Below are 24,968 nucleotides of genomic sequence, written 5' to 3' on the forward strand. Positions count from 1 at the left end.
TCTGTCGAGCGAAAGAACCTGACATTACGAACTCACGTAAAGCGATTAAACAGAAGAATAATTTGTTACTCAAAATCACTTCTTACATTAAGTGCAATTATGAGGATTTATTTCTGGGGATAAATCCTTTTCTTCCAAGAAAAAAGGATGAAAAATAACCCGTATTTTCTTCGTGAAAAAACAGGTTGACAACTCTGTTTTTCAATGGATTTTGCTTATTTTTATTCTGCAAAACGGGGAAAGTTCTTAAAGATTTACACACAATCCTAGGTTCAGTTAGAGGGAGTGGAATGGGGTCCGGGTTATCAGTTGTTGGCAAGGTTAAAGAGGGACTTAAAGTTCAAAAATCGATTACAAAAGTGATGGGGAAGGGTTATGAATCCTTAGAAGAAGTAACCGTACCAATTAAAAACACAGAGCTGCTGAATAAGCTAAATACTACTCCAAAAGGGGATTGGGTAAAAGTTTATGAGGCTGGTATTCAGGATGGAATTATAAAAAGTAAAGTGATAGGAAGCGGATTAGAAGCTGTATTTAAGGAAGTGTATGAATTACTGGAGGAAATGGAAGATAAAAGTGGTTCAACCAGGTCGGTTGGAGAGGGGACAGGTCAGATAGATTATTCTTGGGATACAAAGTCTATTGATGAAGATGGAAACGAATGGCATATAAATTCTAAAACTAAAGATACGATTTATGGTTATCCTAAAAAAGTTGAGGGAGTGGGGAAATCTCCAATTCTTAAATGCAAGCCATGTGAGGAAGGTTAATTTGGTTAAAGTACCACTCTTGGTTTTTCTTTTTTTTCTTTTATCAAATTGTAAAAATGAGAAAGATGAGGGGGAGGTAGCTGATTATAAAGAGAGTACTGAATTATCTGATTCTTCTTTAGGAGAAATTAATTCAATTTTTTCAGACATAGAGATAGGAGGTAGAATATATAAATTCGATAAGGGAAGTCTCATAACTCCAAAATTTAATACTAATTTTATTGTTGATTCTGATACAATGAATTTTATTTATTTGAAGCTATACGAAGAATCAGATAGTATAGTTCTTGGAGTAAACAAGCTTCTTTGCTACGCAACCATATTACCAGAATTTGAGGGTTATTATTACCCCAACCAAAGTGTTATATACCCTCATAATTTTCGCTTCCTCAACGAGGAAGGTTTTCATTTAAATATTAATTGTTCTAATGAAAAGGATGAGAAATTCCGAGAAGTTGGTTACGATAAGAATTTACTTGGCATTTGGACAGTTGACTCTATTAATCCGTACCATAAAGAATATAAGAGTGATTTAGATTTGAAAACGTTAACGTTTTCAAGAGAAAATGTATTATTAAACGATACAATATCAAGTGGCTATCGTCATTCTGGTTTTGCCTTGCTAGTAGAAGGATTTCCTTACGATTTTCATAAAGTTTTGGTGAATAATGAAAAAATGATCCTAATTAACACTTTTAAAGATTCTTATGAAGTGTTTTATTTTTCAAAATCAGCTTCGCGGTAGTTGGTAGTGTACTATATTTATTGATGAAAGGACAGGTACTAAAGTTGCGTTTCAGGTAGAAAATGCAATTTCCACTCAAGTTATTACTAACAGTGTAACCGTAATTGGTTCAACCAGGTCGGTTGGAGAAGGGACTGGACTAGGGACAGATAGTGCCAATAATAGAGGAGGCGAAAATATTTTAAATAGTGATACTACTATACAAATAAACCAATTCGAACGAAATGGAGCATATACTTTGAATCATATTAAGGATACTACTGTTAAGAAGTCAGATGTTGAAAAAATAAATCAAAACAGAGAATATAAAAATGATAGATAGATTAGGGTTTTTTAAACGTTTTTTATGTTTTACAATCATGGTTTTTCTTTTGAACTCTTGTTCAGATGAGAGTAGTGACACTTTGAAAATGAAACATCTTGAAAATGAGAATTTATATCTAAAATCACAGCTAAAAGAAATTAAATTAAAATTTAATAATGAAGTTATAAATCCAATTATTATTGAGAATAATTATGGAGAAGTAATAACGGATAAGGTAAGTTTTGCCGCTTTTTTAGCTTATGATAGACCGGAATTGATTGATTCGATTGAATTTAACTTGTACAAGCTAGATACTACTAGTATGGAATTATCTAGGGAAAGAACAATTAAAAAGAAACATATCTTTAAGCAAGATTATATTGATGTTATAGATGTTGAGTTTGAAAATCTCAATGCTGGACAATATTATGTGAAAGGTTGCTTCTATGTTCGTGATAAAATAGGAGATGTCCGTATTTTAGAATTTAGGAGGAAATTTACGGTTAATGGGTAGTGTGCCAGATTTGGTAGTGTCTTAAACTTGCACCTGATGGTACATATAGAATGCAGGTCGATTCTTCAGATGCAGGAAGGTATCCGAATAACAATAATTCTAGAAAAATAGCTAATGACAATTAATTCAATATCTACAGTAGCATTTTTATTTTTTTCTACTTGCTTGGTATTATTCAATACAGCGTGTACGAATAATTCTGATCAAAAATCGAAAGAAACTATTGAGAATTTAGCATCAGATTCAGTTGAACTACCGAAGCTTGATTCGAACCAAATAAGGCGAGTGGAAAAGACTTTTTATAGATCTGGAAAACTTAAGCAGATTGCATTTTTTGAGAGAAATCAATTAGTAGGTTATGTGAAAAGTTTTGATTCATTGGGAAGATTGGTAAGAGAATCCAGATATGGTTGGACTAATGAAATGAAAAATTCATTGGTTGAAAATATCGTATACGATAGTCTAAAAAATATTAACTATACTAAATCTTTTTTCTTATCGACCATCCCAGAATCAGTAAATGATACTATTTATTTTTTAGCTAAAGAGACAAAGAAGATAGATTTAAAAGTTAAGTTCTATGATCCTAACTTACTATCTTCAAGGATTATTGTTAAATATGACAATCATAGTGATACGCTAAACTTACGTAAAGGTGAATGGAAAACATATACTTTTTTTGAGTTAAAGAAAGCTGTTACAGATATTCATTTTAGTGTTGAAGTGAAAAAAAGTGACAGTTTAATTAGTATTCATGAATCAAAAAGGGTCTTAAAAATGGGCTATTAGTGTCATACTGTAAACTCTAATGATTAGTTATGAAAGTAGCAGGAAAACCTTTGTTTTTCATATTAGCGACTATGTTATACATTTTAGGTTGCTCTAGTGTTGATTCTGAAGACTTAACATTAAAACTAGAGTTATTAAAGGACCAAAATGAAGTATTGAAACGAGAAAATGATAGTTTGAAATTTGTTTTGAATTCTGAAATTTTCTCTCCAGTTGTTTTCGCTAACAGGTATAATGGATTTGGGACAACCAGTAATGAACTTGAATTTATCGTATCGTTATCGTATTTCCGAAAAAACTTAATTAACGCTATCGCATTTGATGTTTTCTCAAGTGAAGACTCTTTAGAATATGCTTTGTTTGAGAATAAAGAATTACTTAGCAAAAAAATCTCTCCAGATAGCTTTGATGGTGTTTTTATTTTTGAGTCAAAAGATTATTTGGAAGGTGATAATTATTTTGGTGGAGTGTTCTCGGTTAACTCGGATACTACAAAAGAAATACCATTTAGGTTTAAGTTCAATTATAAAAAGTAGGTAGTTAAAAAAATATGAAAATCTTACAGTATTATTTCAAAAAACTTCTTTCTGGAGTTTTATTTGTTCATTTGGGTTATTCTTTAACCCCATTAGTTAATTCTAAACTTAGACTTTTCATTGAACATGGATATGAAAGTGATTTATTCACTTCCAATGACTTAAATACCATGTTGAGCATCACTTTTTATATGCCTTTAGTGTTTTTATTTGTGTTTTTTTTAATAGATGTAATACGAAAACGTATAAAGAGGGAGAAACTAATTCACTCAATTATGATATTCTTATTGTTATTAATTACATTAAGATTTTATTTTAATACGAAGTTTACCAATATTGTTTTTAGGTGGTTTGACCAATTATTTGACAATATAGTAATTAGCCGAATTATTTTATCCGTTTTTATAATTGCTTTCTTTCTTTTTTTGTACTGCAAATCCAACATGGCAGCATCCAATACTTCTAAAGAAAACAGGCAAAAAAACCCTTAGGTAATGTACCATGGCAACATCCCAGACTTTCTCAGACTTGTCCGACAGTATAGGCGGGAAAGCACTTCGAATTTTCGTAACTATTTGAAAAATTAAACAACTTGAAAAATCAAATCAATTATATTCGATCGTAAAAATCAATGTACCCATTAATGAGAGGACAGGTCAAGCAAGAGCAGATTTAAGTACAGGTGCAATTGTTGCTGAGTATTTAGACGAAGGTAATTTGGCTCATGAATTAAAACATTTATATCAATTTGAAATTGGTACATTAAGTTTTGATAAAGAAACTGGAGGAGCAGGTTATTTATATGATGCAACTGATGAAATTGAAGCTTATAATCGACAATCTTATTATATTGGAATGGTGAGAATTAGAAATATGACAGCGGCAGATATTAGAAATTTAAACCCTGCTTATTCAAACTTGAAAGATGGTCCATTGAATAAATACTCAAGACTTCAAAAAATATTTGAAGGAACTCCAGAGGGGGACGCTTGGTTAAAAACTTTAAGTGAAGAAAAGAGGAAATTACAATTCTTAGGTTCGGGTGTCGATAAATTAGACTTAGTAAGATGAAAAATTTAATACGATTATTTTTATTTAGTTCTCTAATGTATGGTTGCGCAAGTATAATATATAAAGAGAAAAAAACTAAACAATCTAATGAAATTCATTGTAAAAATGGAAAAATTGTTTTTGATTTTAATGGAAATGGAACTTACATACCTAATGATTTGGTTTTGAGAGATATAGTTAGTTTAACGACTTTTATTATTGGAGATAGTTTGGTTGTACAAAGTGAATATAGCAATTCTAAATTACCGATAATTTTTAATTTAAAAGGGAATATTTTGTCGAGTGATTCGATACAAATAATTGTTAAATCTAAGAATTTCTCGAAAGGATTTTTAAATATCAAAGCGGTATATAAAAATGATGAAGAATATGATTTTTCATTCATAGGGCATTCAGGTAAAATTTCAACAAACGAATTAAGTTATTTACAAATAAGAATATTTAATGCAACTAGTGACTTAATATATTTGAATTCAAGTGATTTGAAAGATACATTAGAGATGCATATCGATTATTTAGATTTAAAGGATATAGAAAGATATACTTTTTTTGAGAATGAATATTTCTATAGGGGTAGGTAGTGTATCAAATGTGTTGATAACAAGAAAATAAAACTTCAATCGACTGATTATCAATAAATATTGAAAGGTGGTTCGTTAAAAATGAGTGGATACTCCTGTAGGAACAATAGATTTGAGGTCAAAAAAGGATCTTAGATGCAGTCAAATGGTTCTACGTGTATCAAATGTGTTGATGGAAAATTAACCTGTTCATTTTGTAATGATTACGTGGTTAAAAACGGGAGGAATTCAGTTGGAAACCAACGCTATAAATGCAAAAGGTGTAATTACACACGTGTATTGGAGTATTGATACAAAAGCTATCAATCAGCGATTAATTCGCAAATCGTACTCCATACAATTGAAGGATGTGGTATACGAAGTATTGCTAGAATCTTAAAAATTTCTCCAACTACGGTTATCAGTAGAATCCTAAAAATTTCAGTGGGTTTAAAGCGGCCTTATCCCATTGTAAAAGGCAACTGTTACGAAGTAGACGAATTATTCACCTATGTAGGTCATAAAAAGAATCGAATTTGCATTTGCTATTCGTTGGAACCTAAAAGCGGAGCAATCATCGATGTTGTTGTAGGGAGAAGAAATAAAACGACACTTCGAAAAGTAACTGAAACACTTGTTTTATCAGATGCACAACGTATTACAACCGATAAACTGAATAGTTATAAAGACTTGATTCCTAACGAAATTCACTCTACGAAATTACGAGGGATTAATCACATTGAACGCAAGAACCTGACATTACGAACCCATCTGAATCGTCTGAATCGCAGAACGATTGCTTATAGTAAATCAATGGCAATGCTTTTGGCTGTGGTGAGAATTTATTTTTGGTGCTAACTAATGAAAAATATCCGTATTTTCTTCATGAAAAAACAGGTTGACAACTCTGTTTTTCAATGGATTTTGCTTATTTTTATTCTGCAAAACAGGGAAAAAATGCTGCACACAAAAATATGAAAGCAAAGGAAGCAGCAAAATCAAAATATGAAGAATCCAAGAGTTTATATGAAAAAGTAAAGAGCACTCCAAATAAAACAAAAGATCTCAAAACGGAGATGGAAAAAGTAAAAAAACAAATGGATAGAAATAAACAAAAAATGGATGAAGTTGGGGAAACACACAGCAGAAACGCAAAAGGTAATATGTAATCAAAATTTGTTTACAATAATTATTGATTATGATGGTAATACTTTTGTAGAGCAATTACTATGTGATAATCAAGAACACGCCTTGAATAAATGGTTGAGTATATTTTCTGAAAGTAAGTTGGTTGATTTAATCGAATTAAATGAATTAGAAAGTCAACTAAAAGAAGATAATGATTTAATTTTACTGAATGGAATGAAAAATATTTGGTGTACTTCTGTTTTACTAAAAAAAGGTTTGGGGCTAATCCACGTAATACAAACAGAGAGGTAACACGGCAACCTTCAAGACTTTCTCAGACTTGTCCGAAAGTATAGGGGGAAATCACTTCTGATTTTCGGTACTATTTGAAAAATTAGAGAACTTGAAACAACACAACAACCTTAATGACTCTATTACAACATGATACTATTGGTAATCCTTTTCCCGCAATATCATTCCTTCTCAGAGGAAAGATTTTCTCTTTTATTGTTTATCTCATTCTCCAATGCACGTTGATTGGATGGCTACTAGTAGCTATATGGGCTGTGGCTTCGTTGAATAATGCCAAAAATGAGAAACGATATAGAGAGTTGGAGCGGAGGGTTGCGGGTTCAAATAAGTAATATAAACTACTAAATATAAAGATTAGCATCTGTAATTAACTTAATCAAAAATGGATATAACTACTAAGAAAGTCAAGATATTATATGAAACGCTTATCAAATATCAATGGAGTAAAGGAAGTACAATAAAAGATAGAAGTACCCCTTTTTGGGAAGTTTATAATGTTATTAAATTAATAAACAAGAAGCCTAAAAAAGATAGAATTCAGGACATCAAAGGTGACAAACTGCTGTTGTTATAGATTTTGATAATTAGAAACTATGAGGAAAATTATATGTATTACTTTGATTATTCTCTTTAATACAAACTTAATGTTTGGACAATGTAATAATCTTCCAAGTGAATTATTAAATCTCTCTGAAAAATCTTTAAGATTGATTGATAATGCGTATCATCAGGATACAATATATTTCTTAATTCCTAAAGAAATGCGAGCCGATATTGAAAAGGAATTTTGCTTTTTTTATTATAACAAAAAGGTAATAGCTTTTGCATATATGAAGTCTTATTTTGGATCAAGTGTAGTTGAATATTGGTATGAGTTTTCAGAAATAAATAAATCTAAAGGAAGAGTGACTGCTAGATTAAATCGACAATACCATTCAAGAGTTAAGATTCAAAGAGATAATGACATAGGTGTCATTAGGTAGGGTAGTGGATAGCGTACTCGATGTGTGGATAGCTTCTGTTGAAAAAAATAACAATAAGAAAATGAGTGGAAAAGATAATGTGCATTATGAAGATCGTTCATCTAAAGAACAAAGTAATTATGACAGAAGAAAATTATAGTAATTTTTGGTTGGTATTCGTTAATTTAAAAGCTAAGGAGGGGATTAATTTTATTGACTTGATAGATATTGAGGATATTCCAGAGAATATGAAGTATAAAGGAGCTTGGGCAAATATTATTGTAAAATCAAAAAACATAAGAGAGGCTCTTGATATAGTGCCTTTAGGTTTAGACGAGTTGGATTTTGAAGTTATATTTATTGATAAAATTGAAAACATCGGTTCTTTAGTAGAATACGAAGAGATTACGGAGGAAGTAAGAGCTGAAGTTGATTGGCTTTCGGAGAGTGAATTTATTTTTAAAATTAGTGATAAACTATTCCCTTATAAATAAATTAGTAGTGGGTAGTGTACCATATTTATTGATGAAAGGACAGGTACTAAAGTTGCGTTTCAGGTAGAAAATGCAATTTCCACTCAAGTTATGACTGACGGTGTAACCGTAATTGGTTCTCCAGATTTAACGTATACCTATAGTAAGTATTATGACTTTGAGACGACAATGATCTTTCGAATTGACAAAGAAGGAAAAACGGTATTGGAAATTAAATCGAAAGTTTTGCATCAAAGAGGGATTAAAGATAGAGATATCTGACCATGGGAGGATTGAAAAAGTCCTGGTTCCAAAAAGTGTTTAGCAGAAAAAGGCGAAAATGTCATTCAAAAACCAAATTAATGAGAAGTTTACTTATAATATTATTTCTGTTTTTTCTTTCGGACGGTATGTATGCGCAACATATTTGTTTTCAAGTTGATAGTGTTAGAATAATTTCTTTACCAAGACAGCTTAAAACAAAATTATCCTTGATTGACTACGATGTACTGAATTTTGAACCAGCTTCTTTAAAAAAAGATACTATTATTCGCAATGTTATAGAGTTAAATGAACTAATAAACGTATTAGGGAAAATAGATGATTATGAGACCCTTGGTTCGAGTATAGATACTCGTATGGTAATTTGTATCTTTATTGATAAAGATTTTGTATTAAAAGTATCTGTTGATTATTTAGGAAATTTTAAGTATCTAGGAGATATTTATTTTAGAGAAAAAGAAATGTTGGATTGGATTAGGAGAAATGTATCCACATGGAAAGATATAAGATAGCGGGTAGTGTCTCAAACTATCACCTGACGACAAAAAGTGATAGTATACTCAATTAGTTGGTTACACACTGTTAAGTATTTGATTAATGGAGTTATTTTACTATTGATAAAAGTAATTTCTTTGATAGCAGTTTGCAGCGGATAAATACGAATATTTCAGATAATAGACCAAAGATAAAGGTGCTTACAAGTGAAAATTTAATATCATAAAGAAGAATGATTTATGTAATTAACGTACTATTTGTAGTTATGTTCTTTGTTTTTATCGCAAAGTTAATTAGCATAGCTGACTTGAAGAGACAAGAATATAAACGAACTAATAACCCTGAAAGTTTACATAAATTTTATCGTAAAGTAGGACTTTTTTTTCTGACTTTATTTTTAATGGCTGTAGGAGTATCTGTATATTGGATCATTTCATCAAAATGAGACTATTGGTAAGCTGGTAGTTAATATGTTGGCATAGAAAACTAATGATGTTCTTCTATAAGCCGCGAAAAATTTTGGAGTTGTACAGATGATGTTTATACAGAATGTCAATAGTAAATATTGAATTTGCATTAAACGAAGACCGGAAGAGGAGATCGAGAAATAAAGATTGGAATACCTTTGGTGTTTTATTACGAACTGGAGCTATATGTTATTATGCTGGTGATTTTACGAGTAATGTTTCAGGAATTTGGGGAGAAAAGAGAGACCGTCTTCAAATCAGGACTTTTTATATGGCAGATTTATTAGATTATGCTATTCAGAATTATAAACAAAGGAGGTGGAATCCCTAAAGCCGAAGAACAAAGTAAGAGAGTAATTAAAGAATAGTATTATGAGATATTGTGTTCTCCTTTTATTTTTTTTGAATTATGTGAACCTGTATTCACAGCTAAACGAAGCAGAAGGAAACTTTCGTTTTTCCAATTTATCAGTTGATAAAGAATATATTGATTCAGTGATTTTGTTGCTAGATGAAATGACTGATTCAATAAAAGAGAGGTATCAATTAGATTTAAATGTTGAATACTTAATAGTATATTTCTGTCCAAAAAATGAAAAAGAAAATACAAGGTGGATTTGTCTTGCAAAAAGAATTTCAAAAAGATTTAGGAAACTAGTAAATGTTAATTCAACTATTTCAATTTCAAATGAGAGTAATTATAATAAGCAAGATTCAATTCATTTTATTTCTGTATTTCCTATTTGGGATAGATAATGTGCCTAACTTACACCTGACGAAATGTTACCACTGTTCTTCACTTTGAATAAAAAGTCAAATACTAACTATGAAAGCTATACGATTTTTGATAATTATAATCTTTGTGTTAGGAGTAAATATAAGATCTTCTTATTCACAAAATTCAATTGAAGAGCAGAAGGAGCGTTCAATGCAGATGTACTTTTGATTTTAGCTTAAGCATCTTTGGAAAGTGGCTACGGCTCGTCTACTATTGCACATGGGGAGTATAATTTATTTGGTGTAATGACAAATGGAAATGATTAAATACAAAATTTACTTAACTAGAATAAAAAGCGAGAAACCGTTAAGGCAGATATTTCTAGTGTGGAGTTATAATTTAATTTAGAGTAAATGAATATTTATATAAATTTTAATGGTAAAATAAATAAACTAGGGTTGTTTTATAAAATAATCTTGGAGAACATTAAGAATATTTTGGCTCTATTATTCTTGATAATAATTAATGATGGATACACACAAGAGAATTATGACATTAAAGTTTTTGCATTTCAAGATGCAGAAATAGAATTTTCCCATAAATTCGGAAGTGATACTATTAAACTTTCATATACAAACGAGGTAAGTAATGTTTATCATGAAGAAACCCTTTGTTTTTTTTATGGCTTTTCAGAAGTTATTTTTCCTGAGAAAAGTTTTTTAATTGTAAGTAATGAGAATCAAATTGACTCTACATTTGCATATTTAACTAGAGATAATATTGTATTATTTTCCCTAATGGGCTTATCCAATCAATTGTTTCTTTTTTCCTTTGACATTGATAATAAAAAGATATCTGAATTAGATTTTACTAGTAATAGCGCTCTGTTTTTAATTGATGAATCAGTAAACAAACTTTATTCAATTCAAAGTTTTAGAGAAACTGGAGATTTATTTATTTCTGATATGGTTTGTTTTGATTTGAAAACAAACAAAAAGCACATACTACAAAATTTTGTAGTTAATGGTACAAAAACTTCAAATATTGATATTTTACAATATTTAGGGGCGCTTAGATATTTTGCCAATGAAAATGATTAGGGAGTGTATCAAACTTACACTTGACGAAATGTTACCACTGTTCTTCCCCTTGAAGAAAAAAGTTAAATACTAACGATGAAAGCTATACGATTTTTGATAATTATAATCTTTGTGTTAGGAGTAAATATAAATTCTTCTTATTCACAAAATACAATTGAAGAGCAGGAGGTCAATGACTCAATTTCGTGGTCAGGTTGCCTTTTATTTTACGGAGGTCAATTCTATTTTTATCCAAATATTTCGAGTTCTCAAATGCCCATGATTCTATCAAATAGTTCTTCATTATTGAGTTTTAAATTGACGTTTATTTGTAACCAATTTTTATTTAAAAGAGATTTAGATTTTTATTTTTCTACAATCGAAACTGAGAAGAACCATCCTAAGTCAAATTTGGTCTGGCATAGGATTCACTTTACTGATGTTGAAATAAAATTCAAAACGGATTACTTACTATTGAAAGATAAAGTTATGAAACAGACTGCCATTATAAATAATGAATTGGTGTATATAGAATTCGTTGGAAGTATTTATGGTGCAATAATTGATATTGTTGGTAAAAAAAACAAATCCGGTAATTCCCTATTTATAGAGGATACAAAGTCTTTTGCTCCTGGTGTATTACGTTTTGATTGTGGTGAGGATTCTCAGGATAAAAGTGATTAATTGATAATGACATAATATGAAGGATTTAGAAGGTTAGATTCAAGTGTCTGATTCTAACTAATTAATAATTTACAGATGGTTAAAGAGATTAAATGGAGTTATGCAGGACAAAGCATAGGAGCAATTATAACAACTCTAATTCTTGCATTAATAGGCGTTTTGTCATCAATTGTTAGTGAGAGTGTAGTGTTTGGTTTCATTTCGATTGTGTTCTTTATTTGGTGGTTTATGTTATTATTTAAAGCGACCAAGCTTATTGAAGTTGATGATAAAGTCATTTTACAAACATTTTTTACGAAAAAAGAGATTTGGAGTATACAGTTATCTGAATTAAGAGAATTAAAAGTGAGATATTTCTCTGATACATTATTGAACAATAAACATCTTATATTTATAACACATTCAGGTCAGATCCGAAAATGCAAAATTGTAGGTGCGTTAATGGAAGATTTTAGTAGAACATTTCTTGAAAGAGATATCAAAGTGAAGTATGAACTTAATGGTAGCTATGTTCGTTATACTTTGCCTAGGTACAAGTAATGCAACTAACGCATAGATGTCTGGTTTTGAAAACAACAACAAATGACGTTTAGTGATGAGACTATTTTTAAGTTTACTGATTATTCTTTCCGGGAGTATATTATATGCACAATCATCCTTTCAGGAAGATCATAAGATAGACATAGTATGGAACGGAACGAAATATTACTTTAATACAGGTAAGCCTTATCCTCCTATTTGGCACATCGAAATATTGGTTTCTAATGAAACAGACGAAAATAGCGTGATTGATTTCAATAATTACTCCTTAATATTTGATACTGATTCTTTCTTAAGAAAGCTAAATATGACGGGAGTGGGGGAAATTGAGTTAAAAAAGGGGACAGCTGTAACTTTGACTTTTGAAATCAGTTTTGATGAGAACTATCCGCTTAAAGGAAGTCTTGCCGAAAAATTGAATTATATTAACCATTTCTCATTTGAAAGTATTTGTAGCCTGATGGATAGGAAAAATGGGTGTATTACCCTTGTTGCTAAAAGGAGTCATGAAACTAAATATTATGACTATTATGAAATGATAACTTTGGATGATTGACAACGGATTTGGAAGAATAACTTCTGTTTTTTCTAATTAGAATAGTAAGAGCTGATACGCGAATAATATGATAAAACAAGATGGCTATATGTTAAGAATATTAGTATATACAATTGTTTTACTGTTCGTTCAATCCTGTTCGAAAAAACAGGCTACGGTTCGAGAGTATTTAGAAAAGGGAGACTATCCACATTATAAGAAAATAATTAATGATACAATACTATTTCATAGAGATCATTCTTTTGTTCTTCGAGACAGGTTGAGGAATAGAGAAGTAACATGCTATTCAAAATTGTGGATTGAGCAAAATCCAACTTTTGAATTTGAAGCGCATGATAATACGCAACGACTTGCCCAAGGAAAGTATATTTTTAGTACTTACTGTATTCAATGTCATTCAGATTTTGAAATTAAAAATCGAATTGAAAACATCAAGATAAGTATTGATGCAATCGGCAGTTTGTTTGAATCGTCTCGTCCAAAAATTGAACAAATTAATGGAGTATTTTATTATGAAATACAACCAGATAAAAAACATAGCAAATATTATATTATAAATCCATACGATAAACAAGTGCTTATTGAATATTTGAATTGTTTGAAAGAATCTACAGATGGCGGTTGTCTGATTGTTTTAAGTGAGAATGTGTGACAAGCAGAAAAGTTAAATACTTAGTGTTGAAATCAGGTGTAAATATATTTCTATTAGCTTTTGCATTACTGAATGCTTTTGCCTTTATTGAGTTTATCTGTAAAGTATATGAAGAGAATCGAGAAATAAAGGTTGGAATACCTTTGGTATTTTATCAGGAGATACTATTAAGTGATGGTAGAAATCATTCGTTTAGGATGGGGTATTTTATGGTTGATCTGATTTTTTGGATTATCTTTATTCTATTCACTTATCGAATGATAAAGGTTGATCATAAACCCGTTGGAAAACATAAGAAGTGATCAGCGCTTTTATGTAAATATAGAATTGTCATTCTGACCACATGAAAATACTACTATCAATATTGTTAACTATTCATCTTTTGTTTTGTTTTTCGCAAAATGATAGCAGTTTCTGTAAAGAAGGTGATACCTTACAAGGAATTGTTATTTTCCATGGAGAGTCCTTTTCTTTTTATCCATGTGATTCTTGCGATTTTTACTTTTTGCTAGAAAGAGATTATTTCTCGAATAGGAAAGGGGTAATTATTTATGGTTTGCCATTTTATAAGACGAGGGAGCAGTTGGTTAATAGGTTTCAATGGGTTCGCTTAGATCCTGATAAAAATGGAGGGAATAATGTTGATTTCAGTAATTTGTTTTTTAGTCCTTGCAAATTAATCTTTACTAATCGTTTACTTGAGTTGAAGGTTAAACAAGGATTTGTTTTGCATGATCATTACTATGAATTGGAGACCGAATATAGATCAGCTTATCCGATTATACTTTTTGATAACGAAAGAGAAATTAGAGATGTGAATTACATATCAGAATTAAAGAAAGTACTAGATGCAATATTTGCCACATTTACATCACATATACTTTATGATGACAATAAGGAATAGCATTCAGAAAAAAAGTAAATTAATTGAAAGGGGGACACGGTTAGCCTTGCTGTTAACATTGGCAGTCGTAGTGATGTCTTGTTCATCCGACAAAAGTCGGTTCAATGAGGAGGCTAATACAAAGAAGAATGATAGTGTCGGTAACTCCGCTATACAGGATTCAATAAGTAAGAATTTGAGTTTGGTTTGGGAAATGACCTTGTCGATAAAAGACTCTTTAAACGGCTATGTTCAATACGATTCTAAGAAAAAAAAGGATGAACTTGAACGTGTAAAAATGTTGGAGGGTATAGACAGAGTTGATCCTGAAATAGTTCTTTTTCAAAAAGATAGTATTGTTATAAAAAATAACCTTCACGGTTCAAATTTTGGTGGAATACCAAATCATAATCTTGAAACGTATTTTATTAATCAAAAAGATCAGATTCAACAACCATCAAAATGGGGAATAGAGAGGTGTAATTATTGGGGAAGTAGCCGTATGGTGCTATCGCTCGATTTTGATGGAATTCAATTCTTGTTAAAACATGATCATGAAACGAAGAAAGTTACGTACGGGAAAGTAATAGATAAAAAAGATAGTAGTTTATGTACGGTATCAGTTGATGGGATTGATTTGGATGTTAGTGTTTATAAATCATACTTTATTAGACTTTATGATAAGGGGATTGTTTTGATGAATACCGAAATGAATGATGTTTTTATCTTTGATTGTGACCACCCCTCTGTTATGCAATTGAAGCTACCCCATTCACAGGTATATATCGGGCACTTTGGTGACGATAAATTTGTAGTATATGATGGGCAGACGTATAATTTTCTAATAAAAAATTCCCTAGGAGATGTTGTTGGTAAAATAAACAGATCATTGGAGGAAAAGTATACTCACTCTCCTCAATTTTATTATTCTGCTTCAGATAGTATTTTGGTTGAAGGGCATTTTGATCAGGAGAAATTAATGTTTCATTTGAATGGGTATAAAGTTATTCCTACTCTGCCACTTTTCAGGAAAGGATAGGTTTGATGTAAATTTGTTGGAGGTCTGAATATGGAAGATTGGTCGAAAAAAATAAAGATACTCACTATACTGTTACTGTTTATTTTTGGGAGAAGTTACGCTCAGAAAGAAGATGATCTGGTATTTATACCAGATACGACTATAGGTAACGTTCTAAAGTTACGTAACTCAGCTTCCGTAGTGGGCTTTTTTGATGGGAACATTAAGTATCAGGAGTCTTTTGACATTGAAGAGCCTTTTGTTTGTTTTCTGAATAGCGACACATCAGAATATATGATAGTATATCACTTTTATGGTGACTTGCAGAATCAGTTTAGTTTGTTTGAAGTAGCTGAAATAGAGAGGGAACATAAGACCTATACATGTAATTATACAAAGTATGACAGATTTAGTACGGAATCTGGAATTGCGTTAGGGATGGGAACAGAGCAGCTTATTTTGATTAAGGGAAAACCACATTCGAAACTAGAAACTGATAAGGTGTCGGTCTACAAGTATAGCATTAGTAAGAAGGATACGACTTTTCTCAAAAGGTATAAGATGCCTCTTTATTTTGCAGAATACTATTTTTATGAGAATAGTTTGATAAGGTATCAATTCGGATTTGAATATCCATGAAAAAGAAGAAACTGATGCATCAAAAAAATATAAAATTGACCCTGATAATTTTGCTACATGCTTTTTGGGGAATAGCGCAATCTGAATACCAGTCAATTAAATTTGGCAAAGACTATTCATATGGTGAAAAGCCCGTTATTGATAGCATCTTAATAAACGGAGATTTAATAAGGTTTATCCAGGAGAATGCTCCGGCTTTAGTAGGGGAACAAATTGTAATTCGGACTGTAGCAGTAACATGTGGAAACAAAGAATATTTTAGGGTTTATGATTGTATCATTTTAAGAAATAATAGTTTTAAATCTGAATTAGTACAGCTTAGCGATTGGTTGTCAGAAAAGGAATTTTTAGTTTTTTTCAACCCACATATAACTAAGACTATTTTAGAAAGGAAAACAACTAAATGCAGTTTTACTATAGAATGGTAAGGTCGTGGGCAATACGCCGAATTGGGATTTACGGAGTAGTGTATCAGATGTATTGATCATATGGTTTGATACTGCTATTTCTTAGCTTTTAAAAGCCCGGGAAAAAAGTCTTTGATAGAAAGTTTAATAAGAGATTAATCACCTTAATGCGAATAAGTAAAAGCATGGCATTCTGTTCATATGTTAATAACCTTCTTACATGAGGATTATTTAGCAAACAGAATGGGAGGCATTGCGTCAAATCAATTACTTTTGAAAGTGAAGTCGGGTTGCGATAAACTAACGGTCCGGTAAGAACAAGCTGCTCTAATTAAACAAGAAGAATATGGGAATAGATAGTATGTCCTATTGTCTTTTTACAGATGACTTTAAAAAGAAGAAAGTGAAATATCAGGATGTGTCACCTGCATTGTTCGAATTGTACAAGAAAAAGATCTCGGTCGAGTTTGCAGATATGATGCTAGAGGAGGGACTCTGTACGTATGCGGAAGGACTTTTTACGCTGGTTGATCCCCGGGTATACGATGAAGTATTGAAACAATACAACGTATACTCAGACAAATGCATAACGCTGGTAAAAAACGCCTTTGGAGACCTTTTTTATTATGATGGATTTGAGTGTAGGGTATTGTACACCTCTTATAACGAACAATATAGCTTTGCCGGAGGAGATGCAGTGAAGTATTTTTTTACATTTCAGCTAACGGATGCTGCTTTTTTAAGAAAGAACTTTAAAAAGAAACTATTCGGAGAGGCTGTAAAACAGTACGGTAAACTGGACCCGGATGAAACGTACGGCTTTATTCCTGCCTTACCATTGGGAGGTGAAGAGACTTGCCGTTCGATTCGGAAGGTAAAAACAATAGAATATCTTAACAGTTTATCACAAGCATTTCTATGAATTCTATTTTTATATTGTTAACCTTGGTTTGCGCGGTTCAGGTTGTCCAGATTATTTTCCCTTTAAAAGAGAATGAGAGGCGGTATAACCGGATGAGAAGTCGTTTTTTAACAAAAAGAAAAAGAGGGGGATAAAAATGATGGGTACACAAATAAAAGGGAGAGGTAGAAATATAGTCGTGTTGTCTTTTTGTTGTGCTTTGGTTGGTTGTTCTGATAAGAAGGTGAATGACCTGAGTACTAATCCTGATCCTGATTCAGATTCGTTGGAGGGAGCCTATATAAAGTCTTTTGAGCAAGCCATGGAAGTATCTCAGGCGATTAAGAGGCTGGACAGTTGCCAGCAAAGCATAGAGGGATCTTTTGACTCCATCAACCGCTATATGCAGGAAATGGAGTTGGGTACAATAGAACGGTTTGAAATTGACTCTTTTTCGGGAAAGAAGTTCAAAGTATTCGAAGCTTCTTATAAAGAATAACGGCTTCTTTAAAAGAAGAAAAGGGGACAGACCCTTAATTACGCAAGTCTCATTTGCAACATTTTTAAAGCCAGCATCATTGCTGGCTTTCTTGGTTTTAGAATTAAACGGGAGATTTTTACGTAAAAAACGGAAAACGCTTTAGAATTGTAGGCTCATTGTTTAAGTTGATTTAGAAATAAATTTAATTCTGAATCATGTGGCTTAGATTTGTAATGACTTTTTATAGAATATTAGGTTTCTTTATTCCAAAGTTTATGAAAATGAATAAAGAAACAATATTGAATGCTATTAACATTTCAATGACAGAACGAGGAAGACTTGGAAGTTATAATGTTAGACCAGCGCTGGAAATAACTACTAACATGGGGTTTCATAAAATGAAATATGAAGTTAAACTTGCCAGTGGGTTGTTGATTATTCATTTGACCTATAAAAATGGAAAGCTGTCATATTACTATGAAGACCATTATGATTCACCTAAAAATGCCGCTGATTATGCCGACCTTGCTGCATCGACAGCACATTTCGATAAAAATATAGATGTCGCCACACTTAGTAGCATGTTTGGTCAATTACCAACTCCATCTTAACTTTTTTGAGACTATTTATAGAAAAAACAGGAGCTATCCCTGGCGTAAGGTTTCTACATTAAGCAGATTGTTGCAGTCCGTTAAACGCTTGACCACAACCCTTAGGCATACTGAAACTAATTTTGTACCTTTGTACCTTTGTACTAAAGGACTTGATGCCTTTTAAAACCAACATCAAGTGGAACTTTGTATTGAGATTAGTATAAACGGAAAAGAACTTCCGCTGGGATTCCAACCCAGATTCCCCTCTTCGCAACAGAGGTCTTTTATGCAATTAAAATACGGAAGCAAGAATCTTAAAAGAATGTTCGTCGCTTGACTTGCATTCTTTTTTCTTTTTCATTTTAAACAATTCAACCAGAATCTACTGGTCGCTCGATTATATGAATCAACGATTCTTGCGATAAATGTAATTATTAAATGGGAAACTTTAGCGCAGGGGCTGCAAGCATGTTGCAGGCGCAACGAAAGTTTTGGGCAGGGGATATTGCTCCAGTCTAAAGAGAAAGGAGTAACCTAAGGATTCATGTCTATTTAATTTTTTCAAAGTCAACTTTTGTGCTTAAGAACACCCAATTTTGGCCATCTTGGCATATTGCCACGGTATCAATAAATGCCTTTTGGAATCTCCTAACTCGTGCATTAAGTTCAATATCATCAATGTGTTCATTTAGCTTTTCTGCAATGGCTCTGAATATGTTATTAGCAATAGCAGTTATAATAAAGAACACAGTATTCTCATTCATTTTCATAAAAGGTGGGTATTTCCACCCAAAGTCTTGCTTCATGAAGCTAAACTGTCTTTCAGACTCTCCTCGCTGGTTATAGAAATATATAAGTTCTTCCGCAGGTGTTTCATAGTCATTGGTTGCTATCATCTTATATTTATAACCTCTGACTTCATTCCAATCAGCCTCATGAAACCTCTTATTGTTCTTTTTTAACAACCCTCGTTGTGCAAGAGAGTTCAATCTTTCTTGCACCATCTTCCTTCTTCTAAGTTCGTCATCACATAGAGTCTCTTGTAGCGTGTCTTCAGTGGGTATTCTTAGCGCAATAATTCTGAGCGGAGTATCAGTGCCTGTCATTTTATAATTAACTTCTCCAATTAAGCAATCCCTGTCTCTATGAGCTGTTTTAATTCTCACTTTATTCCAAGCGCTTTTATCGAAAGCATTGAACATTTTCTTAAATGCAGCGTTGACTGGAGAAGCCGTAACGAATTTTACGCCTCTATCACCCAACGTTGTCAAAAGCTCTTTTCTATATCCCGCACCATCTGTTCTCACGGTTTTAATTTTAATGTTCTCCTTATCTAATAAATCCAAGCATTGCTCAATGCATTCTTTAATCCTGAAGTCAGCAATAGAGTTACCATTTCTCATATTTACAAATACAGGTAGGTTCCCAATTAAGCATATCATAGGGTTGAATCCTGGTGAGTTTTTATCCTTCATACTATTTGCACCTTGACAAGTAGTATTTATGAAGGTGCAATCAACATCAAGTGTGTATTCAACACTTTCTTTTAGGCCTCCCATTTGCTTTGTGAGTCTAATTAATAAATGGTTTAAATCTACATTGTCATCCCATTGGTTTTCGTTAGCGCCTTCCTGGGTTACCCTATCAGCTCTTTTTGTTGGCTTGACCAAACTTTTCATCATTCGACCCATTGTATCATGACTTGGAACATTTAGCCCTGGAATTACTTCTAAATCTTTCCTTAGCCCCGTAACATGGTCAATTCTCGTGGCTCCACAAAATGCAGCTGCAATCCAGGTTAAGAATACATCTGAATACTTGTATTTACTTTGCTTTGCTCTTGGGAAATAATCATTAGCTGACTTGTTAATTATCTCATCAACCTTTAGTGAGTATAATTTTCTAATAATTGGAATTACTCCTCCATAGCGTGTGGTCAGTATGTCTTCATAGGCTTTCATATTTCGTTGTTACATAGATGGATTTTATATTTTTTAATGTATTTAGATAAAAGAGGAAGAGCTGTCAACTCAATTACGAGATGATAACTGGCGATTATCACTTCGACCTCTTTTGATTTTTGTTTAAAAGAGAGGTGGTGACCAAATCACTTACGAGCAAGACCGTCTGGCCTAAAAAACGACTTGGTGCCGTCTTGCTCGCCTCTCTTGAAAAATTGAAGAGGGAAGGCAATGAGCTGTAGCCTTTGATAAAGTGAGAGTGAATTATAGTTTTGCTCTCACTTCAACCTCTTATCTAATCTTGAGATATTACAAGTCTCAAGTCAAAAGTTCCTATTAGTTTAAGTTTTGCCAGAAATCTATCTTGCCATTTTCAAACGTTATATCGAATAACTGAATAGGGTTCTTTGTGTTTTTGAAGATGGGTGGCTGAAGCAATTTTTTCTTCTCTGAGTTATCTACCAATGGCATTGATTCGTGAAGTCCATGATACCTCAGAATGGCGAGGATGTAGTTGATTCTGTCTTCCTCTGTGAGACTAAAATCATTTAAGGTTCTTGTTATCTCAATGATTGGTCCGAATTCTTCATCCTTGCACTCCTCAAGAAAAACCAATAGGTCAGTAAATTTATAGTAAATCATAGCTTGTCTTTATTAGAGTCAGAGCAGATAAGAAAGCGCAATAAGTCCCCACTCATTGCACTCGAATTATTGAGTGTTCACCAGAGTGTTTTGATTTTTAAGTCAAAAGATTCTTCACTTCGAGTGACACATAATAACCCAGGCAATTTGCCTCCTTATCCTTAACACTGAGTTAGTGAATGACTGGTTATCCAGCTTGATTGAATTCGAGCATTTTAATGTCTGGTATTGAGCTCCCAGAGATGCCCTTGATATTTCCGTAGAAGTCAATGGTACTTGCAAGAACTTGCTCCAGATGCTTCGACCTGCGCTTCCAAAGAAGCTGCATCTTACGCTGCTCGTCATGATGACTGTCCTGGAGACTCTTAAAGCCCTCCAATATAGATTCAAAAGTATTCTTGAACTCGGACGAGGTTAAGTAATCGTAGAGTAGGCTCATTTTATCACCCTTTCCAGATTGAGTTGCGATTACAGAATGCGTCTTCAGCAATCCGTATCGAAGCATAAGAGACATATCCCTAACATTCAAGAGTGATGTAATCCACACTCCATCAATAAGTGCATATTTCCCTTTAGTATTCTTCGGCATTGTCTTGGTGACGATTACCATTATATCTGCCTTGCTCTTTAGGTTATCTTGCTTGAGTTTCTTGATGAAGCTATCACTCCAATTCTTCGTGTTCTTGCTCTCGTAGAGAATCTTTCCTGCAATGAGTCCTGTTTGTGTCCTTACCGTTTGCAAGCAGTCGGCTCCATTGGCTCCTTTCTTGATTTCTTCAATCAAGTCTGTAGGGTGAATTTCCTTAAGCATTTCTTCTAAGGCGAGCTCTTGAGCTTCTCCTTGTGATTGCATGCTTCCTTGGCTGGCACGTTGCTGAGCCTCTTGTAGTTTCTTCTTGAGAGACTCAATTATGTCCTCTTTTTCCTTGACCTTCAAGAAGCTCTCCATTTGGATTTTATCCTTTAGAGTTTGTTTCATTTCAGCAAGTCGCTCCGAGAGCTTCTCTTCCATCTGAAGATGAATTTTTGCCTCCTTCTCCTCAAACTCTCTGGATAGTCTCTGGAGCTTGGCCTTGGTCTGGTTTAACTCAACTAATTGAGAACTCTTCCTCTTGAGTTCATCTTCAAGTTCAGCAAATTGTTCTCTCTTTTCTTGTTGAATTTCTTGCCGAATGGAATCCTTCAGTTAGTCCTCTCTTGATTTTAACTGAGTCTTAACCTGGTTGTTGACCATGGCATCAAAATCTACCTTATCCTTCTTGAATTGTTCAGTTAAGGTGATTAATTCCTTTTTCTGCTCCTCAAGTTCCTCCTCACGCTTGTGAAGCTCTGATTGAAGGTCTTTTTTGATAGATTGATGAAATTGATTGACCAAGGCATTGTCAAGGTCAAATGTACTCTCGCACTCTGGGCATTTGATTTTTAAATTTTTCATGATTATGTGGTTTTTGGCTGCGGTTGCAGCGGGTTAAACAATGACCAATTCGTAAGAAATGGATGGATTAATATTTTGGGTTTGCTTAACCTCTTCAAGAACCAGAAGAGATGTTTTGTTGACAATTTAGGGAATGCACTTCGGCGGTGTCAACAGTATCTTCTACGAAAGAAAAAATAAAATGTTACAAATATGAAACAAAATAATTTCTTTGGCGTATGATAAAGTAGAGTTAATTACGGATTATGAGAGACAAAGAATTTCTAAAAATTGTAGGCCAGAGAGTCAGGAAGTACAGAAAGGAAGCAGGCTACACACAGGAAACTTTTGCAGAGAAGTGTGGATTGGACCGTGGCGCCATTGCTCGAATTGAAGTAGGAGGGATTAATAGTTCCATCCTGAAATTGAAGCAGATTGCTGACTCGCTTAAAATTGAAGTGTCGCAATTGGTATCTTTATAGACGATGGAAAAGGGACATAAACTTAAGGACCATGTTGATTTAATATCTGAGACTGTTCGAAAGACAGTATTCAGCTATATCCCAGCGGGTCCCATATTCGATTCTTTTTGGAGCTATAGGAGCAACCTAAAGCAGAAGCGAGTGTTAGAATTTGACGCAAGTGTCAAAGAAGCGTTAGAGGAAATTAGTGAAAGGGAGCTTCATTCAGCGAACTTCGAGACTGAGGATTTCGTTGACCTTATGGAATTGGTCTACATCAAGGTAATGAGCACACGTTCGGCATATAAGTTAGAGCGGTTCCGAAATATTTTGGTCAACCAAATAGTCGAACCTAATCAAGAAAATAATATGTCCTTGAAGTTCGTTCACCTTGTAGAGCAACTTGATGACGTACAAATAATAATGCTCCATGATTTTCTAAATCATGAGGGAAAGGAAATACCTTCCTTAGGAGCACTATATTCTGATGGCGAAGATTCACCGAATCAAATCCATCAGTTCATTTCGATTAAAGTGAATAGACCAGTAACTCTCAGCGAGCTTGAATTTTACTTAAATGAATTATTGAGCATTGGTCTAATCCATAATAAAAGTTTCATTTTTACTGCACTCGGGGGAAGCAGCACAGTCAATAACTACCAAATTTCTCCGATAGGTAAATCTTTCCTTGAATTCATCAAACTTTATTGCTAAGGAACAATAACTTGTAACTGGTTTGTTATTGACCCACATTGACCATAGAAGATGTCATATGTCCATGTCGCTCCCTGGGTAATCACAAGAGAGCTCTCACCTCCGTAAGCATCAGTGTTGCTATTTCCATCAATGAATTTTAGTGTTCCCTGATTCTTGACTTCGAATGATGACATAGAAGGTGGAATACCTCGAAGAATCTGAAAGTCATACTCAACTCCAACTTGAAAAGAGAAGCTCTCATAATAATCTCCAGTGGTGTATGAATTCTGGCACTGTCCAAGATGTAGAGTGTCTCCATCTATTACCCAATATATTCCGTTGCTTGCTGCGTTAGCTCCAGACTTGGTGAGGTATTGAGGGGTATAAGATGCTGTTGGTGCTGAAGGGGGTGACGGTTGCGTTGGTTCTTCTTTTTGACACGAAACTATTGCTGCTATAAGAAGTGCAGCTACAATGAAGTATTTCATAATTAGCATTTATTGGTTAGTATATATTTTCTGAATAAGGCCGTTCCTGTAGACTTTTAAAGTCAGACCTTCAGGCTCAAATATTTCCTGTCCTAAAAGGTTGTACAGTCGATAAGGTCCTTCAGGCTCAAATATTTCCTGTCCTAAAAGGTTGTACAGTCGATAAGGTCCTTCAGGAAGAAGTTCCTCCTTGATGCCGAGCCACCCACTGCTGTTACAGCTACACGTTCCTGAAGGTGTAGAGTTCCAGGCATACCCTTCAATTGTTATAATTGAGCCTTCATATTGGACATAAAGGAACCCGCAGTGAATACCTTGCTCTCCATCAAATTGAAATGGGAACTTGATATAATCGTTGGAGGGATTCGAGCAATCTGAGGAATAGATATACCCATTAATTGAAGAGTTGGAGCCTCCACCTTCGAAGCAAGCTCTAAGTGAGTTGCAGCCGTCCACATCGAATCCCTCGTAAAGAGATGAGCTTAGGAGAAGTGCTTCAATGGCTGTCTCGATTCCTGTTGTATGGTTTGACCAAGATGTAATTCTAAGGTCATTGACTCCATCCTCATCAATATCAATTTCAATGGAATCTGTGACTCCATCTTGCATGATGACCGTTTGGTCTATTTGCCAGTCAATATCAACGTATGTGAGTTGAGCTGTTACGGGGATTACTATAAACAACCATGCAGTGAAAATTAAGTACTTCATTCTGTGATTTTTTTACAAAGTTACAAATTAAGTTAT

The 24,968-nt window shown here is 33.2% G+C and carries 38 protein-coding genes and 1 pseudogene; 33 read left to right on the forward strand and 6 right to left on the reverse strand.

What is annotated here, in order from left to right:
• From ABDZ97_RS03875 to ABDZ97_RS04030, 31 genes and pseudogenes are all read left to right on the forward strand, one after another.
• Window positions 1-123: IS1 family transposase (locus tag ABDZ97_RS03875; protein ID WP_343785676.1), on the forward strand; the 123-nt coding region annotated here is incomplete at its 5' end.
• A 62-nt stretch (window positions 124-185) separates the two neighbouring features.
• A complete protein-coding gene (locus ABDZ97_RS03880; protein WP_343785247.1) occupies window positions 186-770 on the forward strand; it encodes a hypothetical protein in 585 nt (194 codons plus the stop codon).
• A complete protein-coding gene (locus ABDZ97_RS03885; RefSeq protein WP_343785248.1) occupies window positions 757-1,515 on the forward strand; it encodes a hypothetical protein in 759 nt (252 codons plus the stop codon). The genes ABDZ97_RS03880 and ABDZ97_RS03885 overlap by 14 nt, the downstream gene beginning before the upstream one ends.
• Window positions 1,516-1,826: 311 nt before the next feature.
• Window positions 1,827-2,333, forward strand: coding sequence for a hypothetical protein (locus tag ABDZ97_RS03890; protein ID WP_343785249.1), 507 nt, complete (start codon window positions 1,827-1,829; stop codon window positions 2,331-2,333).
• A gap of 114 nt (window positions 2,334-2,447) precedes the next feature.
• On the forward strand, window positions 2,448-3,122 hold the full coding sequence (locus ABDZ97_RS03895; protein ID WP_343785250.1) for a toxin-antitoxin system YwqK family antitoxin: 675 nt from the start codon (window positions 2,448-2,450) through the stop codon (window positions 3,120-3,122).
• A 29-nt stretch (window positions 3,123-3,151) separates the two neighbouring features.
• Window positions 3,152-3,658 carry a hypothetical protein gene (locus tag ABDZ97_RS03900; protein ID WP_343785251.1) on the forward strand — a complete coding sequence of 169 codons (507 nt, stop codon included), beginning with the start codon at window positions 3,152-3,154 and terminating at the stop codon, window positions 3,656-3,658.
• Between the two features lie 717 nt (window positions 3,659-4,375).
• Window positions 4,376-4,729, forward strand: a complete 354-nt coding sequence (locus ABDZ97_RS03905; protein ID WP_343785252.1) for a hypothetical protein — start codon at window positions 4,376-4,378, stop codon at window positions 4,727-4,729.
• On the forward strand, window positions 4,726-5,310 hold the full coding sequence (locus ABDZ97_RS03910; RefSeq protein ID WP_343785253.1) for a hypothetical protein: 585 nt from the start codon (window positions 4,726-4,728) through the stop codon (window positions 5,308-5,310). The genes ABDZ97_RS03905 and ABDZ97_RS03910 overlap by 4 nt, the downstream gene beginning before the upstream one ends.
• A 135-nt stretch (window positions 5,311-5,445) precedes the next feature.
• Window positions 5,446-6,147: pseudogene (locus ABDZ97_RS03920) on the forward strand (IS1 family transposase).
• Between the two features lie 59 nt (window positions 6,148-6,206).
• Window positions 6,207-6,458: a hypothetical protein gene (locus tag ABDZ97_RS03925; protein ID WP_343785255.1), complete on the forward strand. Its 252-nt coding sequence runs from the start codon at window positions 6,207-6,209 to the stop codon at window positions 6,456-6,458.
• A complete protein-coding gene (locus ABDZ97_RS03930) occupies window positions 6,412-6,729 on the forward strand; it encodes a hypothetical protein (RefSeq protein WP_343785256.1) in 318 nt (105 codons plus the stop codon). Before ABDZ97_RS03925 ends, ABDZ97_RS03930 begins: the two co-directional genes overlap by 47 nt.
• A gap of 593 nt (window positions 6,730-7,322) precedes the next feature.
• On the forward strand, window positions 7,323-7,712 hold the full coding sequence (locus tag ABDZ97_RS03935; protein WP_343785257.1) for a hypothetical protein: 390 nt from the start codon (window positions 7,323-7,325) through the stop codon (window positions 7,710-7,712).
• Window positions 7,699-7,851, forward strand: a complete 153-nt coding sequence (locus tag ABDZ97_RS03940) for a hypothetical protein (protein ID WP_343785258.1) — start codon at window positions 7,699-7,701, stop codon at window positions 7,849-7,851. Before ABDZ97_RS03935 ends, ABDZ97_RS03940 begins: the two co-directional genes overlap by 14 nt.
• Window positions 7,832-8,185 carry a hypothetical protein gene (locus ABDZ97_RS03945; RefSeq protein ID WP_343785259.1) on the forward strand — a complete coding sequence of 118 codons (354 nt, stop codon included), beginning with the start codon at window positions 7,832-7,834 and terminating at the stop codon, window positions 8,183-8,185. The genes ABDZ97_RS03940 and ABDZ97_RS03945 overlap by 20 nt, the downstream gene beginning before the upstream one ends.
• A gap of 90 nt (window positions 8,186-8,275) precedes the next feature.
• Window positions 8,276-8,446 (forward strand): hypothetical protein, encoded by a 171-nt coding sequence (locus ABDZ97_RS03950; RefSeq protein ID WP_343785260.1) that lies wholly within the window; start codon window positions 8,276-8,278, stop codon window positions 8,444-8,446.
• A gap of 80 nt (window positions 8,447-8,526) precedes the next feature.
• Window positions 8,527-8,958 carry a hypothetical protein gene (locus ABDZ97_RS03955; RefSeq protein ID WP_343785261.1) on the forward strand — a complete coding sequence of 144 codons (432 nt, stop codon included), beginning with the start codon at window positions 8,527-8,529 and terminating at the stop codon, window positions 8,956-8,958.
• A 532-nt stretch (window positions 8,959-9,490) separates the two neighbouring features.
• The gene (locus ABDZ97_RS03960) at window positions 9,491-9,739 is read left to right on the forward strand and encodes a hypothetical protein (RefSeq protein WP_343785262.1); all 249 of its coding nucleotides are present in this window, start codon (window positions 9,491-9,493) and stop codon (window positions 9,737-9,739) included.
• A gap of 41 nt (window positions 9,740-9,780) precedes the next feature.
• Window positions 9,781-10,164, forward strand: coding sequence for a hypothetical protein (locus ABDZ97_RS03965; RefSeq protein ID WP_343785263.1), 384 nt, complete (start codon window positions 9,781-9,783; stop codon window positions 10,162-10,164).
• Between the two features lie 375 nt (window positions 10,165-10,539).
• Window positions 10,540-11,226 (forward strand): hypothetical protein, encoded by a 687-nt coding sequence (locus tag ABDZ97_RS03970; RefSeq protein ID WP_343785264.1) that lies wholly within the window; start codon window positions 10,540-10,542, stop codon window positions 11,224-11,226.
• A gap of 75 nt (window positions 11,227-11,301) precedes the next feature.
• A complete protein-coding gene (locus tag ABDZ97_RS03975) occupies window positions 11,302-11,889 on the forward strand; it encodes a hypothetical protein (protein ID WP_343785265.1) in 588 nt (195 codons plus the stop codon).
• A gap of 75 nt (window positions 11,890-11,964) precedes the next feature.
• Window positions 11,965-12,429, forward strand: a complete 465-nt coding sequence (locus tag ABDZ97_RS03980; protein WP_343785266.1) for a hypothetical protein — start codon at window positions 11,965-11,967, stop codon at window positions 12,427-12,429.
• A 55-nt stretch (window positions 12,430-12,484) separates the two neighbouring features.
• Entirely contained in the window at window positions 12,485-12,985 is a 501-nt protein-coding gene (locus ABDZ97_RS03985) for a hypothetical protein (RefSeq protein ID WP_343785267.1), read from the forward strand.
• 67 nt (window positions 12,986-13,052) lie between these two features.
• Window positions 13,053-13,637 carry a hypothetical protein gene (locus ABDZ97_RS03990; RefSeq protein ID WP_343785268.1) on the forward strand — a complete coding sequence of 195 codons (585 nt, stop codon included), beginning with the start codon at window positions 13,053-13,055 and terminating at the stop codon, window positions 13,635-13,637.
• 26 nt (window positions 13,638-13,663) lie between these two features.
• On the forward strand, window positions 13,664-13,939 hold the full coding sequence (locus tag ABDZ97_RS03995) for a hypothetical protein (RefSeq protein ID WP_343785269.1): 276 nt from the start codon (window positions 13,664-13,666) through the stop codon (window positions 13,937-13,939).
• Window positions 13,940-13,980: 41 nt separating this feature from the next.
• Window positions 13,981-14,541 (forward strand): hypothetical protein, encoded by a 561-nt coding sequence (locus ABDZ97_RS04000; RefSeq protein WP_343785270.1) that lies wholly within the window; start codon window positions 13,981-13,983, stop codon window positions 14,539-14,541.
• A complete protein-coding gene (locus ABDZ97_RS04005) occupies window positions 14,522-15,559 on the forward strand; it encodes a hypothetical protein (protein ID WP_343785271.1) in 1,038 nt (345 codons plus the stop codon). The genes ABDZ97_RS04000 and ABDZ97_RS04005 overlap by 20 nt, the downstream gene beginning before the upstream one ends.
• A gap of 30 nt (window positions 15,560-15,589) precedes the next feature.
• Window positions 15,590-16,177: a hypothetical protein gene (locus ABDZ97_RS04010; protein WP_343785272.1), complete on the forward strand. Its 588-nt coding sequence runs from the start codon at window positions 15,590-15,592 to the stop codon at window positions 16,175-16,177.
• Window positions 16,174-16,605, forward strand: a complete 432-nt coding sequence (locus ABDZ97_RS04015; RefSeq protein WP_343785273.1) for a hypothetical protein — start codon at window positions 16,174-16,176, stop codon at window positions 16,603-16,605. The genes ABDZ97_RS04010 and ABDZ97_RS04015 overlap by 4 nt, the downstream gene beginning before the upstream one ends.
• Before the next feature lie 325 nt (window positions 16,606-16,930).
• Complete coding sequence (locus tag ABDZ97_RS04020; protein WP_343785274.1) at window positions 16,931-17,506, forward strand: T6SS immunity protein Tdi1 domain-containing protein; 576 nt, start codon at window positions 16,931-16,933, stop codon at window positions 17,504-17,506.
• A gap of 136 nt (window positions 17,507-17,642) precedes the next feature.
• The gene (locus tag ABDZ97_RS04025) at window positions 17,643-17,984 is read left to right on the forward strand and encodes a hypothetical protein (protein WP_343785275.1); all 342 of its coding nucleotides are present in this window, start codon (window positions 17,643-17,645) and stop codon (window positions 17,982-17,984) included.
• Window positions 17,985-18,247: 263 nt separating this feature from the next.
• Window positions 18,248-18,577 carry a hypothetical protein gene (locus ABDZ97_RS04030; protein ID WP_343785276.1) on the forward strand — a complete coding sequence of 110 codons (330 nt, stop codon included), beginning with the start codon at window positions 18,248-18,250 and terminating at the stop codon, window positions 18,575-18,577.
• Window positions 18,578-19,107: 530 nt separating this feature from the next.
• On the opposite strand, the gene ABDZ97_RS04035 is transcribed toward ABDZ97_RS04030, so the two are convergent.
• From ABDZ97_RS04035 to ABDZ97_RS04050, 4 genes are all read right to left on the reverse strand, one after another.
• Window positions 19,108-20,520 (reverse strand): transposase, encoded by a 1,413-nt coding sequence (locus ABDZ97_RS04035; protein WP_343785277.1) that lies wholly within the window; start codon window positions 20,518-20,520, stop codon window positions 19,108-19,110.
• 336 nt (window positions 20,521-20,856) lie between these two features.
• Entirely contained in the window at window positions 20,857-21,162 is a 306-nt protein-coding gene (locus ABDZ97_RS04040; RefSeq protein WP_343785278.1) for a hypothetical protein, read from the reverse strand.
• 187 nt (window positions 21,163-21,349) lie between these two features.
• Window positions 21,350-22,174: a DUF2130 domain-containing protein gene (locus ABDZ97_RS04045; RefSeq protein WP_343785279.1), complete on the reverse strand. Its 825-nt coding sequence runs from the start codon at window positions 22,172-22,174 to the stop codon at window positions 21,350-21,352.
• A gap of 174 nt (window positions 22,175-22,348) precedes the next feature.
• Window positions 22,349-22,597, reverse strand: coding sequence for a hypothetical protein (locus ABDZ97_RS04050; protein WP_343785280.1), 249 nt, complete (start codon window positions 22,595-22,597; stop codon window positions 22,349-22,351).
• Window positions 22,598-22,842: 245 nt separating this feature from the next.
• Between ABDZ97_RS04050 and ABDZ97_RS04055 the strand changes: the two genes are divergently transcribed.
• Window positions 22,843-23,058, forward strand: a complete 216-nt coding sequence (locus ABDZ97_RS04055) for a helix-turn-helix domain-containing protein (protein WP_343785281.1) — start codon at window positions 22,843-22,845, stop codon at window positions 23,056-23,058.
• A gap of 141 nt (window positions 23,059-23,199) precedes the next feature.
• Window positions 23,200-23,751 (forward strand): hypothetical protein, encoded by a 552-nt coding sequence (locus ABDZ97_RS04060; protein WP_343785282.1) that lies wholly within the window; start codon window positions 23,200-23,202, stop codon window positions 23,749-23,751.
• Here ABDZ97_RS04060 and ABDZ97_RS04065 read toward each other — a convergent pair.
• Together ABDZ97_RS04065 and ABDZ97_RS04070 are read right to left on the reverse strand one after the other, a co-directional pair.
• Window positions 23,748-24,221 carry a hypothetical protein gene (locus ABDZ97_RS04065; protein WP_343785283.1) on the reverse strand — a complete coding sequence of 158 codons (474 nt, stop codon included), beginning with the start codon at window positions 24,219-24,221 and terminating at the stop codon, window positions 23,748-23,750. The genes ABDZ97_RS04060 and ABDZ97_RS04065 overlap by 4 nt on opposite strands.
• A 9-nt stretch (window positions 24,222-24,230) precedes the next feature.
• Complete coding sequence (locus ABDZ97_RS04070) at window positions 24,231-24,932, reverse strand: hypothetical protein (protein WP_343785284.1); 702 nt, start codon at window positions 24,930-24,932, stop codon at window positions 24,231-24,233.
• Between the last annotated feature and the right edge of the window lie 36 nt (window positions 24,933-24,968).

This window comes from Wandonia haliotis (genome assembly GCF_039523435.1).
In the GTDB taxonomy this organism is placed as follows: Bacteria; Bacteroidota; Bacteroidia; order Flavobacteriales_D; family Crocinitomicaceae; genus Wandonia; species Wandonia haliotis.

What these genes read in the sequence shown, in the direction of transcription:
- ABDZ97_RS03890 (WP_343785249.1), top strand. Translation starts at nt 1,827, where the DNA reads ATGATAGATAGATTAGGGTTTTTTAAACGTTTTTTATGTTTTACAATC.
- ABDZ97_RS03895 (WP_343785250.1), top strand. Translation starts at nt 2,448, where the DNA reads ATGACAATTAATTCAATATCTACAGTAGCATTTTTATTTTTTTCTACT.
- ABDZ97_RS03900 (WP_343785251.1), top strand. Translation starts at nt 3,152, where the DNA reads ATGAAAGTAGCAGGAAAACCTTTGTTTTTCATATTAGCGACTATGTTA.
- ABDZ97_RS03910 (WP_343785253.1), top strand. Translation starts at nt 4,726, where the DNA reads ATGAAAAATTTAATACGATTATTTTTATTTAGTTCTCTAATGTATGGT.
- ABDZ97_RS03925 (WP_343785255.1), top strand. Translation starts at nt 6,207, where the DNA reads ATGGATTTTGCTTATTTTTATTCTGCAAAACAGGGAAAAAATGCTGCA.
- ABDZ97_RS03930 (WP_343785256.1), top strand. Translation starts at nt 6,412, where the DNA reads ATGAAGTTGGGGAAACACACAGCAGAAACGCAAAAGGTAATATGTAAT.
- ABDZ97_RS03935 (WP_343785257.1), top strand. Translation starts at nt 7,323, where the DNA reads ATGAGGAAAATTATATGTATTACTTTGATTATTCTCTTTAATACAAAC.
- ABDZ97_RS03945 (WP_343785259.1), top strand. Translation starts at nt 7,832, where the DNA reads ATGACAGAAGAAAATTATAGTAATTTTTGGTTGGTATTCGTTAATTTA.
- ABDZ97_RS03950 (WP_343785260.1), top strand. Translation starts at nt 8,276, where the DNA reads ATGACTGACGGTGTAACCGTAATTGGTTCTCCAGATTTAACGTATACC.
- ABDZ97_RS03955 (WP_343785261.1), top strand. Translation starts at nt 8,527, where the DNA reads ATGAGAAGTTTACTTATAATATTATTTCTGTTTTTTCTTTCGGACGGT.
- ABDZ97_RS03960 (WP_343785262.1), top strand. Translation starts at nt 9,491, where the DNA reads ATGTCAATAGTAAATATTGAATTTGCATTAAACGAAGACCGGAAGAGG.
- ABDZ97_RS03965 (WP_343785263.1), top strand. Translation starts at nt 9,781, where the DNA reads ATGAGATATTGTGTTCTCCTTTTATTTTTTTTGAATTATGTGAACCTG.
- ABDZ97_RS03970 (WP_343785264.1), top strand. Translation starts at nt 10,540, where the DNA reads ATGAATATTTATATAAATTTTAATGGTAAAATAAATAAACTAGGGTTG.
- ABDZ97_RS03975 (WP_343785265.1), top strand. Translation starts at nt 11,302, where the DNA reads ATGAAAGCTATACGATTTTTGATAATTATAATCTTTGTGTTAGGAGTA.
- ABDZ97_RS03980 (WP_343785266.1), top strand. Translation starts at nt 11,965, where the DNA reads ATGGTTAAAGAGATTAAATGGAGTTATGCAGGACAAAGCATAGGAGCA.
- ABDZ97_RS03985 (WP_343785267.1), top strand. Translation starts at nt 12,485, where the DNA reads ATGAGACTATTTTTAAGTTTACTGATTATTCTTTCCGGGAGTATATTA.
- ABDZ97_RS03990 (WP_343785268.1), top strand. Translation starts at nt 13,053, where the DNA reads ATGATAAAACAAGATGGCTATATGTTAAGAATATTAGTATATACAATT.
- ABDZ97_RS04000 (WP_343785270.1), top strand. Translation starts at nt 13,981, where the DNA reads ATGAAAATACTACTATCAATATTGTTAACTATTCATCTTTTGTTTTGT.
- ABDZ97_RS04005 (WP_343785271.1), top strand. Translation starts at nt 14,522, where the DNA reads ATGATGACAATAAGGAATAGCATTCAGAAAAAAAGTAAATTAATTGAA.
- ABDZ97_RS04010 (WP_343785272.1), top strand. Translation starts at nt 15,590, where the DNA reads ATGGAAGATTGGTCGAAAAAAATAAAGATACTCACTATACTGTTACTG.
- ABDZ97_RS04015 (WP_343785273.1), top strand. Translation starts at nt 16,174, where the DNA reads ATGAAAAAGAAGAAACTGATGCATCAAAAAAATATAAAATTGACCCTG.
- ABDZ97_RS04020 (WP_343785274.1), top strand. Translation starts at nt 16,931, where the DNA reads ATGGGAATAGATAGTATGTCCTATTGTCTTTTTACAGATGACTTTAAA.
- ABDZ97_RS04025 (WP_343785275.1), top strand. Translation starts at nt 17,643, where the DNA reads ATGATGGGTACACAAATAAAAGGGAGAGGTAGAAATATAGTCGTGTTG.
- ABDZ97_RS04030 (WP_343785276.1), top strand. Translation starts at nt 18,248, where the DNA reads ATGAATAAAGAAACAATATTGAATGCTATTAACATTTCAATGACAGAA.
- ABDZ97_RS04035 (WP_343785277.1), bottom strand. Translation starts at nt 20,520, where the DNA reads ATGAAAGCCTATGAAGACATACTGACCACACGCTATGGAGGAGTAATT.
- ABDZ97_RS04040 (WP_343785278.1), bottom strand. Translation starts at nt 21,162, where the DNA reads ATGATTTACTATAAATTTACTGACCTATTGGTTTTTCTTGAGGAGTGC.
- ABDZ97_RS04045 (WP_343785279.1), bottom strand. Translation starts at nt 22,174, where the DNA reads ATGGAAGAGAAGCTCTCGGAGCGACTTGCTGAAATGAAACAAACTCTA.
- ABDZ97_RS04050 (WP_343785280.1), bottom strand. Translation starts at nt 22,597, where the DNA reads ATGAAAAATTTAAAAATCAAATGCCCAGAGTGCGAGAGTACATTTGAC.
- ABDZ97_RS04055 (WP_343785281.1), top strand. Translation starts at nt 22,843, where the DNA reads ATGAGAGACAAAGAATTTCTAAAAATTGTAGGCCAGAGAGTCAGGAAG.
- ABDZ97_RS04065 (WP_343785283.1), bottom strand. Translation starts at nt 24,221, where the DNA reads ATGAAATACTTCATTGTAGCTGCACTTCTTATAGCAGCAATAGTTTCG.
- ABDZ97_RS04070 (WP_343785284.1), bottom strand. Translation starts at nt 24,932, where the DNA reads ATGAAGTACTTAATTTTCACTGCATGGTTGTTTATAGTAATCCCCGTA.